Raw genomic sequence first — 13,724 nt, 5'->3', positions numbered from 1 at the left:
TTAATAATAGAATTCTAATTCGCGTTTCAATTCATCCACATATTCTTTAGAACCAGTAACAATCACGCGATCTTTATAACGTAATTGCGTATCACCATGTGGCACAATCGATTCATTATTTCTAATAATACGTACAAAGATGATATCCCCACCGAATGGGAAATTTCGTAATTGTATTTGATCATATTGATGGTTTAACATAGCAATTTCATATAATGAAGTTTCGACATTACTTAAAATATTAAGCATGTTTGGCGTCTCAATTAACCCTTTCAGTAATATTTTATTACTCATATAACTACTGAATACTTCTATACCTTCTTCTTGTAAACTCACATCTGTCGAGCTAGATTCCAAACGACAAATAACACGTTTCACACCATGTTTTTTCGCCATTAGCGCAACTTTGCGATTAATGTCATCATCATTGGTCGAACATACAACGATATTTCGCTCAAACAAACCTAAACGCTCTAATAATTGTTCTTCATAATCACCAATCTCAATCATTGATATGGCGTCAGATAGTTTTCGTTTATCGCTTAAATCATTTCGATAATAAAGTGACACTTGATACAATTGTGAAGATAAATTTTGCGCAATTGGAATTGTTAATTGATTTTTTCCTATTAAACTTACTTCTATTTGTCTTGTAGCTTCATCAGGCATTGGGAACATTTTCTTGAACACAATTGGTACGAAGACACATGTAATTACCGCACTTAAAATAAGTATACCTGAAATTTCAGCCGATATAGTACCAAGTTGTTCTGCGATTTTTGCTGAAGCTATAACTAAGGAAAGTGTTGACGTCAGTAAAAAGGCAGAAGAAATTGTGGTCTTCATATCGAACCATCTGCGTATGTAAAACATTGGTAATAATTTAGATATTAAGAATGCAATCATTAAAAATGGAATAATTAATAACAACGACGGTTCTTTAATCAATTCAGGTATATTTAAATCTACTCCTACCATTATGAAGAAGATTGGAATGAAAAATCCATAACCAAATGAATCTAATTTTTCGACCATATCTTCATCAGGACCTAGTAATGAAACAACTACACCTGCCAAGAAGGCACCTAAAATATTCTCAGCACCTACCCCTTCAGCTAAAGCTACTAATAAAATGATTAAAGCAAAAACTGCACGAATACCAATTTGAGTTGTACCATCCATTAGTTTTTGAAGAAATTGTGCCTTTTTAAACATGCCTCCGAGGAAATAAAAGACAATGGTGAATACGACTAAACTACCAATAAGCCACATCGATGTACTACCAGATGCATTGAGCGTACCGTATGCCGTCAATAATATCATCGTCACTAAATCTGCAAGTACGGCAACTAATAGTATAAATTGGCCAATCGTGGTACGCATAATATTCATTTCTTTTAATGTAGGTACGACTACACCTAGTGAAATTGTTGAAATGATAATAACCATTAATAATACGTCGTCAATAAGACCGAACCATTTAAACATATATGCAAAAACAATCGAAATAATCATGATAAACATGAATACAACAAGCGCCATTTGTAAATGTCCTGGTTCTTTTTTCTTAATTCTCTGTTCGGTTTGCGTTGAACTTTTATCTTTTTTAAATGCTTTAAAATCAATTTCTAAGCCACTTAAAAACATTAAGAAGATGAAACCTAAGGTAGATAATATGTTAAGCATTGCATCTCGTTCTACAAGATTTAAAAATGAATGCCCAATGACAATCCCCATTAATATTTCTGCAACGACAATAGGTAAGAAACTAATTTTTAAACGATTGACTAAAATTGGTGTAAGAAATGCTGCCAATACAACGACAACAAGCGATATAAATTCCATATAACCCCCTTAAGTTAGGTAAGACATAAATGATGTTGCTAATCCAAAATAAATCAACATACTTACAATATCATTAATCGTTGTAATAAATGGTCCACTTGCAACAGCAGGGTCAATGTTAAGTTTGTTCATCACTAACGGAATCATTGAACCAACTAAAGTACCTACTGTCATCGCTATGGTTAAACTACTGCCAACAATTATTGCTAAAATAGGCTGTCTATATAGAATCATAATGATTATAAACAACACAGCAGCACATACTAAACCACTTAAGAAACCACTGCCTGCTTCTCTAAGCGCAACCTTAAACTTACTCTGCTCATAAATTTCACCAGTTGAAATATTACGTACTGACACGGCTAGCGATTGTGTACCAGAATTTCCTGACATTCCGCTAATTATAGGTATAAAAGCAGCTAATAATGCAACTTTAGCTAATGTATCTTCAAATGACCCAAGAATTGTTGCTGTGATCATGCCTAAAAATGTTAATATGATAAGCCAAGGCAACCTTTTTTTAGCAGTTGTAAATACTGAATCATTCGTTGCATCAACATCAGAGACACCGGCTAAACGCGAGTAGTCTTCGCTCGCTTCTTCATCCATAACATCTAAGATATCATCGATTGTGATAATTCCTAGTAAATGATCTTGATAATCTACAACCGGCATGGCAATAAAGTCATAGTCTCTCATTTTTTGTGCGACATCTTCTTGGTCATCAGCAGCATTTGCACTGATGACACGTTCGCTCATAATATCCTCTATATATGCATCATTTTCTGCTGTAATTAAATCTCTTAACGATAGCACACCCGCTAATTGTTTATTTTCATTTACTGCAAAAATCACATATATTGTTTCAGCATCTGGCGCTTGTTCTTTGACATGAATCAATGCTTCTTTGACTGGCATCGTCGCATTTAATGAAATATATTCGGTAGTCATGATACCACCGGCAGTATCTTCTTCATAATGTAACAGTGCTTTAATCTCTCTAGCATCTTCTTTATTCATTAATGTGAGGAGACTAACGATTTTCTGTTTTGATAACTGGTTCATAATATCAACAGCATTATCATAAGACATTTCTTCTAATACTTTACTCGCGTAACTTGCGTTCATTGTATCGAAGAGTGCTTCGTAATCTTCTTCATCAATTTCCAATTGTTCGAAAAAATCCGCTACTTCTTCTGGTGAAAGTACTTCAAACATACGTTGACGAATTTCTTCATCACTATCTTCAAAGTATTCGCTTTGTTCATATGTATGCATGGACAAGAATTCTTCTCTAAATTGATCAATTTCATTACTTGATAATAATTTATCAAGCAATGCTTGATCATAAACTTGTTCATCTTCTAACATGATTGAATCTTTTTCATTAGCCATTAGCCCCACCTCCATATATGTTAAATTATAGCATATTGAATATCGATTCTATCGCGTCATATTTATCGTTAATTATAATTTTTTGATTATTAATAGGGTGATTGAATGTGACTTGCCTACAGCGCAGTAATTGATGGGCATATTCATCATGTGCACCTCCATATAAATCATCGCCGACGAGTGGATGACCAATATGTTGAAAATGCACGCGTATCTGATGCGTACGGCCAGTGAGTAAAGTTACCGCACATAAACTATATGTGTGTCTATTAATTTGAGTTACATCCAATCGTTCGAAGCGTGTTTGTGCTTTTTTGCCATTTTCATCGACACATCTTTGTATAATACTGTCCGGGTGTCTGGCAATCGGTGCATCTATCAAATCACTGCGTGCTACTTCACCCCGACAAACACATAAATACTGCTTGTCGATTTGTGTTTGCGACATTAAATGGTGAATAAAGCCATGTTTCGCAATGATGACAATGCCTGATGTATTTCGATCTAAACGTGTAATGATATGTGGTACAGACGTAGTTTCATGGGCTTGAAAATAACCTAATACTTGTTCTGCAACACTGTAGTGAAGATGATCTCGTGAAGGAGCACAATTTTGATTTGCTGATTTGGATACTGCAATTAAATATGGGTCTTCATACAGTATGGTCAATGGTTGTTTGTATGGCAATAAGTTTGTACTTGGTGTTTCATCTGCCAACAATACCTCTAACACATCACCGTGTTTTAATTGCGCACGTACCGTAACTGACTCTCCATTAACTATTAAAGCGCCATTATGTTTAATGGCGCTAATCGTCCGCTTTGAAAATCGCTGTCTTTGTAAAAATGTTCGCAACATCTCAGCAGTTGTTATATTGAAAGTAAATTTCATTATTCCGTATCTCCACTAGAAATAAATGAATCATGTACACGTTTCCAGAATGGGAATGGTCTAAATCTGGCGAATCTAATTTTCTCATTTGCCACTCTATATTGTATCGCATTGACATTCTTATGTTTAATACTAACATGATCAATCGTTGTTAAAATTGTATCGTGATTCACCGGAGTAATTAAACATGTATGATGTTTTGGCAATACTAAAGGTGATCCCACTGTTCTAAAAACTCTATTGTTGATAGAAGCAATTTCAGCAATTTGCATCGCTTCTAACGATGGATGAATCAATGCACCGCCCAATGCTTTATTATAAGCGGTTGATCCAGATGGCGTAGACATACATAAGCCATCTCCTCTGAAACGTTCAAATTGATTGCCTCTAATATTCACATCTACCACTAATGTTGATCCGTTTTCTGTTTTCATAGTTGCTTCATTTAATGCTAAGTGTCGTGTTTCATAACCATTGTCATTATAGCGCACGATGATCTCTAGTAACGGATATTCAATAACTTGAAATTCTGAATTGTTAATCTCAATAATTAGTTTTTCTACTTCGTGAGGTAACCAATCTGCATAAAATCCAAGATGTCCTGTATGAATCCCTACAAATGCACAACGTGAAAGCATATGACTATATTGGTGAAACGCTTGTAATAACGTACCGTCTCCACCCACTGATATGACGATTTCTGGATTATCTGGGTCTTCTACCATCTGAAAGTCTTTCATATGGTTAATCATTTTATGTTTTAAAGCATTAGATTTTGAATCACCTTTAGATAAAATCGTATAGCGCATTGTAACATCCCCTAGTCATTATTATGCTTTTTCGCACGTTTCTTAGAATAATATTTCTGTGCTTCTTGAATTTCTTCTTTTATTTCTGACATTTCCTCATCTAACAAGTAGGCTGCTTCTGCTGCACGTTCTAGGCGATGCTGAATCTCAGGTGGATAGTCTCCATCATATTTATATCTCAATGTGTGTTCAATAGTTGCCCAAAAATTCATAGCTAATGTTCTAATTTGTATTTCTGCTAAAATCTTTTTCTCTCCACTTAACGTTTCTATGGGATATTCGATAATAACATGAAATGAACGATAACCACTCTGTTTCGTGTTACTAATGTAATCACGTTCTTCCACAACTCTAAAGTCCTTACGTTGTCTCAATAAATTAACCACTATATCAATATCATCGACAAATTGACACATTAATCGTAACCCTGCAATATCGTACATTTCTTCATGTAATCTATCAAATGATATTTGACGTTTATTCGCCTTATCTATGATACTTGTCATCGGTTTAACACGGCCAGTTACAAATTCTATAGGTGACGCATTGTCCTCTACTTCATATTGTTTTCTAAGCCCTTTTAATTTTATTTTCAATTCGTCTACTGCTTGCTTATATGGCGATAAAAACTGATCCCATTGATTCATTGTGCCTCACTCCGCTTCAATCTAATTCGAAAGTATTTTCTACAACGGACACAAACTCCTTACCATAATTTGTATTACCTTGTATGTTATCTAATATATAATTAAATTCATTTTCGAATTGTTCTAATTCTAAATCATCATTAATAATAATTTTCTTGCCTTTGTTTTCATGTAACATAGACCATGTTTCCTGAACAAATATTAAATAGGAATACGATTGACCATCGTCTAATATATACGCAAAACTATAATTATCACTATCAACAAGCATTTGCCCTGCTTCTTGTAATCCTTCTGTAGATTGCTCTGTATAACAATTTATACTATCTTCTGTAACTTTAATTTCATTCACATAAATACGCATGCTTGTTCCTCCTTATTCCTCATTATTTTAACATAATTTCATAGTACATAACACGTGACAAGCTAATGTTGTAACATGTTTCATTGTATATATAAACAAGATATTTAACTTTCAAATGCAGTTCAATTTAAAATATGTACAAAGTACTTTAGAATAAATGCTGATATTAAATTAAAGGGGTGCTTCTATGGCAACGAACAACGAAATTGAATTTAAGCAATTACTTACACAATCACAATACCAAGCTATTTATAAAATGTATTTTCAAGAAATGAATCCATTTAGTCAGACAAATTATTATATAGATACGCCTCAATTCGATTTAAAGGCTCATCAATCCGCTTTAAGAATCCGAGTTAAAGAAAACGAATATGAAATGACATTAAAAATCCCTGCAGAAGTGGGATTAATGGAATATAATTTTAAAACAAATATTGTGCCAGAACTCGATAAGCGAATTACACGAGACATGTTGCCAAATGAAATCATAGAGCAGTTAACACTGATGAAGGTTGACATTTCACAACTCGTAGTACTTGGCGCTTTAAAGACACAGCGTATGGAAAAAGTGGTTAATGGCAATTTACTCGTGTTGGATCATAGCCACTATCTTGATACTGAAGACTTCGAGCTAGAATTTGAGGTAGAAGACTACGACGACGGCCTAATTCAATTCAATAATATTTTGAAAAAGTTCAATATGACACATGAAATTCCAGACAATAAAGTACAAAGATTTTTTACACGTAAATCAAAATTAACTAGCAATTAATTAGGCACAATCACAAAAAGTCGAATTACTTCCAAATGTAAAAATTCATGTTATATTAGTAATATATTAACAGAATATGGTGATAATATGACACAAACACCTTATGAAATCATAGGACAGCACGCGCTATATAACATGATTGACCATTTTTATTATTTGGTCGAGCGCGATGAGAGAATCAATCATTTATTTCCTGGTGATTTTGAAGAAACAAGCAGAAAGCAGAAACAATTTTTAACACAATTTTTAGGTGGACCGAACCTTTATACACAAGAACATGGCCACCCGATGCTTAAGCGACGTCATATGGACTTTAAAATAACAATTCATGAACGCGATGCGTGGCTTGAGAATATGCAACATGCAATAATGCATGCGCAGCTTCCTGCTGGTGTTGGCGATTACTTATATGAAAGATTACGTTTGACAGCAAATCATATGGTTAATTCCGAAAATTAATTGTAGGTGGAATAGACATGACTGAAGAATTAAGAATAATACAACCTAATAGTCGTGAAGATGCAAATCTTTCACCTGTGAGCAAGATTGAAATATATTCATTTTTCGATCCTTTCAGTAAGGAATGCTTTAAGCTATCGGCGATACTTTCTAAATTGCGCATTGAATATAAACAATATATTAGTATTAGACATATACTGAATCCGTCACTACGTGTCTTAACGAAATGCCAAGCACAAAGTACTTCAGACTTAGACAATATCGCCCTTGCTTATAAAGCAGCAGAACTTCAAGGACGTATTCGTGCCGAACGTTTTATCCATCTTGTTCAAAACGAGATTATTCCAAAGCGTGATATTATTACTGAATCTATGGTAAATCATTGTATTAGTAACGCAGGCCTAGATTATGAAGTATTCAAAGAGGATTTGCATAGTAGTTGTTTAAAAGAAAGCTTACAAGTGGATTTGCATATTGCTCGAGAAATGGAAATCGAAGAAGCACCCTCTCTCGTATTTTTTAATGAAGATGTACATGAAGAAGGCTTAAAAGTAGAAGGTTTATATCCTTATCATATTTACACGTATATTATTAATGAACTTATCGGCACACCGATTGAAAAAGAATTACCGCCAAAACTTGAAGCATATATTCAACAACAACAGCTAGTGACAAAAGAGGAATTACTCACAATCTATGAATGGCCAGAAAAATTAATGAATAAAGAACTTAAAAAACTTGCACTACGTCAAAAGATTGAAAAACTAAATTCACCCGATGGTAAGTTTTGGAGAGCCAAGAATTAATTTATCTCGAAACAATAGCCATTTTCTTCAAAAGGCAGCATGCTATATAAAGAATAGCGTGCTGCCCTTTTGTTTTTTATGGGTTTTGAAATTCTATTATGCAAATACTGCAAAACGTTGTTGAATATATTTAGGATTAATAACCTCATCAACCATTGCTATAGCAAAGTCTGCATAACTTACATTAGTACCTATCACTTCATCTTTACTTATTTTATAAGTTCCTGTTCTATCACCATCAAATTGAAAATCTGGTGCAGGACTCATAAATGTCCATTGTACATTATCACGTTGCTTTATTTCTTCTAAAGTTTTGGTTTGTGCTAATGCTGTAGCTTTAAATTGTTCTGGAAAATCAGGTGAATCTACTAATCTCATTGTATGCGATGAATCTACAAATAAACTACCAGCACCACCTATAATCAATAAACGTTGTTCACTTCCACTTAATAAATCACTAAGGTGTTTTAATGATTTGCTATGCTCTTCTAATTTGGTTGGCTCTGATTGCCCAAACGCATCTATCACTACGTCAAATTCTGATAAATCATCTTTTGTTAAATCAAATAAATCCTTTTAAATAACTTGTTTGGCCTCTGTTTTATTCGTGCTTCTCACTATAGCTGTCACATCTAACCCTCTGTTTATCGCCTCTTTAGTAATGAGTTGGCCTGCTTTTCCATTTGCCGCTATTACTGCTAATTTCATATTCACCCTTCTCCCTTGTACTTATATTAGATACAAGAAAAGCGTATACTTTAATTAAAGTAAAGTCAACTGAATAGTTATTCATTTTTTTCGTATTTTTTAGCTGTCATTTAAAAAAGGGCATAAAAAAACGCCGTGTCTGATTACACGGCGCTAAACAAAGGGGATGGGAGAAATTTTTCACTTCAAACAAAGGGGTATGTTTGTTATGTGATTAATTTCATGTATACAATATAACACGCTTAAATGTACCTTTCAACCATTTAAATTAAATAAGTTCAGTTTGTCACAAACTTGTCATATTGTAAACGAATACATATATACTAAGCTTTCATTAGTTTTTCAAAAGCGTCTAATTTTTGTTCAAATACTTGGCAAGCTTGTTCAATTGGTTCAGGCGTCGTCATATCTACCCCTGCATTTTTTAGTATTTCAATTGGATAATTTGAACTACCTTTTTTCAGAAATTCATTAATATATCTTTCTACTGCTGGCTGTCCTTCTGTTAAAATTTGATGACTTAAACTTTGAGCTGCACTGTATCCGGTTGCATATTGATACACATAATAATTCATATAGAAATGTGGAATTCTAGACCATTCTTTACTAATATCTTCATCTGTTTCTACTGAATCGCCAAAGTATAATCTATTCAATGCGGCATATTCTTCATTCATGCGGTTTGCAGTTAGAGGTTCTCCAGCTTCTTCTATTTGATGAATTTTATGTTCGAATTCTGCAAACATCGTTTGTCTGAATAATGTTGCACGGAACCGCTCTAATTCTTGATTTAGTAACAATAATCTTCTTTCATCATCTAAATGCTTATCCATGTAATCACTTAACAATGCTTCATTACAAGTTGATGCAACTTCTGCAACAAAAATCGTATAATCACTTGAATTAGATGGTTGATTTTTACGACTGAAATAACTGTGTGCAGAGTGACCAAACTCATGAACCAATGTATATAGATCAGATACTGTGTTTGACCAATTTAATAATATAAATGGATTCGTTAAATGTGCACCTGAAGAATAACCACCTGAGCGTTTTCCTTTATTCTCATAAACGTCAACCCAGCGATTATTCAAGCCTTCATGCACAACTTCCATGTATTCTTCACCCATTGGTTGTAATGCCTTTATCATCCAATCTTTCGCTTCTTCATAAGGCATTTCAAATTTCACATCTTTTACTAGTGGTGTATAAAGATCATACATTTTCATATCATCTAACCCTAGTAATTCTTTACGTAACTCTGTATAACGATGTAACAATGGTAAGTATTCATGTACTGTTTTCACTAAGTTATCATATACTTTTTCAGGAATATGATTTCTGCTTAAAGCAGCAGCTCTTGCCGAATCATAATTATGTGATTTTGCATTGAATACATTTTTCTTAACTTCACCAGCTAATGTAGCACTTAACGTATTATTATATGCACCATAAGCTTTATATAAATTTTCAAATGCAGATTTACGTAGAATACGGTCATCCGATTCTAAACATTTAATGAATGTACCTTGCGTTAGTGAATGACGTTCACCATCTTTATCGATAGCATCTTCAAATTCTAAATCAGCATTACTGAACATACCGTATACATTATCAGGTGTAGATAAGGCATCTTGTGCTTCTGTGAGTAACTTTTCTTTATCGGCACTTAAAACATGTGGACGCTTTTCATTAATCAATTTCAAATCAAAGGCATAGCGTTTTAAATCATCATTTGATTCGATAAATGATTGAATTGTTGATTCATCAATTTGTAAAATCTCTGGCACTAAGAAACTCCAACCTGAACTGAATTTAATAATCAGTTGATGCGCGCGCGATTCATAGCCAGTATATTTATCATTGGCAGTATCTTGGTCTTGTTTAAGATGTGCATATACATAGACCTTTTCAAGTTGTGAACCTAGTTCATCTTCTAATGATAATGCTTTATATAGTGTTTCAGCACTATCTGCCAAATGACCTTGAAATTGTTGTTCTTGACCAAGACTTTGCTCAACTTCTTTAAAAGCTGATTCGAAGGCTTCGTCTGATTCAAATATAGTAGTTAAATCCCATGTATATTCAGGATATTTACGTTCTTGTTCTTCTCTTGTTAATTGTTGTGTCATATTCTGTAAACCTCCTATAGTTTCAATATTATAATTTTCTCATGTCAGTGTTAATTTTGCACGTCATTACACCCCATTAACCTGTATGAATTTTTGAATTTTTCAAATAGTGTTCTAGTGATATCTATGGTATCAACATCATAATGATAGAATTGATTAAATTTAAACACTTTTGACAGTTGCTCTATGTCAGTTTCCTGTATTTTTATCATTCTTAATACTTGTAATTGCCAATATACAGGATGTGACTGTATATACAATTGTTCTGGATAAATAATACCTAAATGGTTGCATACCCATGATTCAGAAAGTTGAAAATTGTATATTACGCTAAGACTGGGTTCAAGAACAGAATGCCGATTTCTACATCCTTTTAAATACTTTTGTACCGCATGTGATGTTAATTTAAGGTTTTTTATGTCTATATTCACCGAATTATTATATACATGCTCAATATGTTGAAAGTCCACTATTTCTCGTATCGCTATATAATTACTCCCTCCCAAAAATTGAATGATACGATATTTGAATAATTGCTTTGATGTGCTTTCCCATACAAATAATTGACGGCTTGAATGATCAATATAAGTGCGTTCATATTTACTTAACTTTAAAATTTTTGTTTTAACATGATATTGTATCCCTTTTATAACCCATATGACTTGTAACCCACATTTAATGAGTCCCTTGCTACGCTTTTTTATACTTTGTATCGTTATATTAGAAAATTGAATTTCTATTGCAAAATTTTGATTGATGATCAAATCGGGAATTTGACGGCACTTTTCTATGTATGGCTCAATTTGAATATAATGTCCAGTTTCTTTAAAACGACTTGCAATCATATATTTAACCTTTTGATGTTCCAATGTTTCTCCATTATTACATGCTAAACTTCGCTTTTTTATATGTGCAAAGTGCGGTATTGTAACCATCCCATTTTTCAAAATAACTTGGCTCTTACAGATGGGACAAACATAAATATCTTTTCTTTGTGCGTACTGAGCACTAATAATTTGATTATTTTCATTTATCGCAAATAGCATCAATCACTCACCTCATACTATTACACGTATGAAAGTGACTCATTACTTCTATATTTTGTTAATTAAATATTTAAAATCATCAAAAAAACACCATCAAAAGTAATTGACCTTTGATGGTGTCCATATAATTATTTATATTAATCAATCGTATTTGAAAAATAACGACGTACTTGAGACGCAACATTATGACTCATAATAATTTTAGCATAGTCATTTAAATACACTTCTGATTTGTCAGTAGGATATGCGAATTCAAGTAATTGACTATAACTATCATTGATTGTTTCTTGATTCACTGTTTCATCAAAATGTACTGCGTAATAGTATTGGCGATTAAGACTATATAATAAATCTTCAAACGCATCTGTTACTGGATTATTATGATGTGCAAAATCAATGACTTCTTCTAAATCATCGAATTTCACAATAACAGTACGTCTGTTTTGTTGTTTATGTTCATTTTGCTCATGGCTTTGTTTAACTTCTTTTTGTTGTTGACGTTGTTCAAATAAATCTTCTAAACTATCGTCTTGATCAAATGTTTGTGACAATAACTCATTAACTTGGTAATCCAATTGTTCATTATCATCATCAGACATATTCATTAAATCTTCATTTTTAGACTTAGATATCGTAACTTCAACACCTTTTTCAAAAGCGTGAACTTGTATCCATAAAGGACCTTCTACAACAAAGTCTTCTTCTTCATTGATTTCTTCCATCATATTCCAGAAGAACTCTTCTCCACGTTTGCGGTTTGTCCACAAATCTTCTCGTTTAAAGCCTCTTGCCTCAATATCACTATATGTTATAAATAATTTAACAGTAGTATCGTCAACGCGCTCTATTCTCATATCATCTCACTCCTTACAGTCGATGAATAGTAATCATATTGTATTAAAACCAAGTAAGAATTACAATTGTTTTGTTTGATTAATTTTCACTAAAACCTATTTGGTATACTATCTTAACATATACCATGTTAATAACCAAAAAAACAGCACTAACTTTAGAGTGCTGTCACAATAATTCCATACATTATGCAATTCATAAAAATTAAATATCAATACAAACGTTATAATTTGACGTATGTCACCATTGATTTGTTATGTTTAAAATAGCAAAACCATAAAGCAATTGTCTCAGGCATTACTTTATGGCTTGTTTTTTCATGTATAATTTGTAATTAGTCAACCATACGTTGCGCTTCTTGTAATTGGAACGTACGCACTTTTCTTGGTAAGAAACGTCTGATTTCATCTTCGTTATAACCAACTTGTAGACGTTTTTCGTCTAAGATGATTGGACGACGTAATAAACCAGGATTATCTTGAATAATTGAATATAAATCTTGAAGTGGTAACGCATCAATATCTACATTTAATTTTTGATATGTTTTAGAACGTGTAGATATAATTTCGTCTGTGCCATCTTCAGTCATTTTTAAAATTTGTTTGATTTCGTCAATTGTTAAGTGTTCTGAAAAAATGTTACGCTCCGTATACGGAATGTCATGTTCTTGTAACCATGCTTTCGCTTTACGGCAAGATGTGCAACTTGGTGAAGTAAATAATGTTACCATACATCTCACTCTCCTATTTTTCATGAATGTAAATTCATTTGATTTCAATATTTATATGATTAAGAAATATTCTGTGAATTCGTCTTCCTTAACCTTACAATGAAAGTATAACTTTCCAACATTAAAATTAAATGAGAATTCTCTAATTTTTTTCAAAAAATTTAAAATATAAGAATTTCTCAATAAATTCAACAGAAATATTGATATGACTATAGTTTAACATAACTTACAAATGATTGAAATACTGTTATAATAAAGTTATTGTGT

At 32.8% G+C, this 13,724-nt stretch carries 15 protein-coding genes; 3 read left to right on the top strand and 12 right to left on the bottom strand.

The genetic code is table 11. The annotated features are described in order from the left end of the window. The 6 genes from BJS11_RS06510 to BJS11_RS06485 are packed head-to-tail and all read right to left on the bottom strand — an operon-like array spanning position 1 to position 5,952. Positions 1-1,845 carry a monovalent cation:proton antiporter family protein gene (locus BJS11_RS06510; RefSeq protein ID WP_069994914.1) on the bottom strand — a complete coding sequence of 615 codons (1,845 nt, stop codon included), beginning with the start codon at positions 1,843-1,845 and terminating at the stop codon, positions 1-3. A 9-nt stretch (positions 1,846-1,854) separates the two neighbouring features. Then, complete coding sequence (gene mgtE, locus BJS11_RS06505) at positions 1,855-3,240, bottom strand: magnesium transporter (protein ID WP_069994915.1); 1,386 nt, start codon at positions 3,238-3,240, stop codon at positions 1,855-1,857. A 25-nt stretch (positions 3,241-3,265) separates the two neighbouring features. Next, entirely contained in the window at positions 3,266-4,132 is an 867-nt protein-coding gene (locus BJS11_RS06500) for an RluA family pseudouridine synthase (protein ID WP_069994916.1), read from the bottom strand. Then, entirely contained in the window at positions 4,132-4,941 is an 810-nt protein-coding gene (locus tag BJS11_RS06495; RefSeq protein ID WP_069994917.1) for an NAD kinase, read from the bottom strand. Before BJS11_RS06495 ends, BJS11_RS06500 begins: the two co-directional genes overlap by 1 nt. An 11-nt stretch (positions 4,942-4,952) precedes the next feature. Continuing rightward, entirely contained in the window at positions 4,953-5,588 is a 636-nt protein-coding gene (yjbM, locus tag BJS11_RS06490) for a GTP diphosphokinase (protein WP_069994918.1), read from the bottom strand. 16 nt (positions 5,589-5,604) lie between these two features. Then, complete coding sequence (locus BJS11_RS06485; protein ID WP_069994919.1) at positions 5,605-5,952, bottom strand: UPF0738 family protein; 348 nt, start codon at positions 5,950-5,952, stop codon at positions 5,605-5,607. A 187-nt stretch (positions 5,953-6,139) separates the two neighbouring features. Between BJS11_RS06485 and BJS11_RS06480 the strand changes: the two genes are divergently transcribed. The 3 genes from BJS11_RS06480 (at position 6,140) to yjbH (ending at position 7,989) form a co-directional block, all read left to right on the top strand. Next, on the top strand, positions 6,140-6,724 hold the full coding sequence (locus BJS11_RS06480) for a CYTH domain-containing protein (protein ID WP_069994920.1): 585 nt from the start codon (positions 6,140-6,142) through the stop codon (positions 6,722-6,724). Positions 6,725-6,811: 87 nt separating this feature from the next. Next, positions 6,812-7,183 carry a truncated hemoglobin YjbI gene (locus BJS11_RS06475; protein WP_069994921.1) on the top strand — a complete coding sequence of 124 codons (372 nt, stop codon included), beginning with the start codon at positions 6,812-6,814 and terminating at the stop codon, positions 7,181-7,183. Between the two features lie 17 nt (positions 7,184-7,200). Beyond that, positions 7,201-7,989, top strand: coding sequence for a protease adaptor protein YjbH (gene yjbH, locus BJS11_RS06470; protein WP_069994922.1), 789 nt, complete (start codon positions 7,201-7,203; stop codon positions 7,987-7,989). A gap of 96 nt (positions 7,990-8,085) precedes the next feature. Here yjbH and BJS11_RS06465 read toward each other — a convergent pair whose 3' ends face one another. From BJS11_RS06465 to spxA, 6 genes are all read right to left on the bottom strand, one after another. Then, positions 8,086-8,517, bottom strand: coding sequence for an NAD(P)-dependent oxidoreductase (locus BJS11_RS06465; protein ID WP_309598718.1), 432 nt, complete (start codon positions 8,515-8,517; stop codon positions 8,086-8,088). 48 nt (positions 8,518-8,565) lie between these two features. Further along, positions 8,566-8,697 carry a hypothetical protein gene (locus tag BJS11_RS14065; protein WP_309598719.1) on the bottom strand — a complete coding sequence of 44 codons (132 nt, stop codon included), beginning with the start codon at positions 8,695-8,697 and terminating at the stop codon, positions 8,566-8,568. Between the two features lie 323 nt (positions 8,698-9,020). Then, a complete protein-coding gene (gene pepF, locus BJS11_RS06460; RefSeq protein WP_069994923.1) occupies positions 9,021-10,829 on the bottom strand; it encodes an oligoendopeptidase F in 1,809 nt (602 codons plus the stop codon). A gap of 50 nt (positions 10,830-10,879) precedes the next feature. Next, positions 10,880-11,875 carry a competence protein CoiA gene (locus BJS11_RS06455; protein WP_069994924.1) on the bottom strand — a complete coding sequence of 332 codons (996 nt, stop codon included), beginning with the start codon at positions 11,873-11,875 and terminating at the stop codon, positions 10,880-10,882. A gap of 137 nt (positions 11,876-12,012) precedes the next feature. Then, the gene (gene mecA, locus BJS11_RS06450; RefSeq protein ID WP_069994925.1) at positions 12,013-12,729 is read right to left on the bottom strand and encodes an adaptor protein MecA; all 717 of its coding nucleotides are present in this window, start codon (positions 12,727-12,729) and stop codon (positions 12,013-12,015) included. Between the two features lie 332 nt (positions 12,730-13,061). Beyond that, complete coding sequence (spxA, locus tag BJS11_RS06445; RefSeq protein ID WP_002483765.1) at positions 13,062-13,457, bottom strand: transcriptional regulator SpxA; 396 nt, start codon at positions 13,455-13,457, stop codon at positions 13,062-13,064. Positions 13,458-13,724 lie beyond the last annotated feature (267 nt).

Origin of the sequence: Staphylococcus caeli (assembly GCF_900097965.1) — a bacterium.
In the GTDB taxonomy this organism is placed as follows: Bacteria; Bacillota; Bacilli; order Staphylococcales; family Staphylococcaceae; genus Staphylococcus; species Staphylococcus caeli.
The sequence above is the reverse complement of the archived record's forward strand: the minus strand, read 5'-3'. Positions and strand labels throughout refer to the sequence as shown.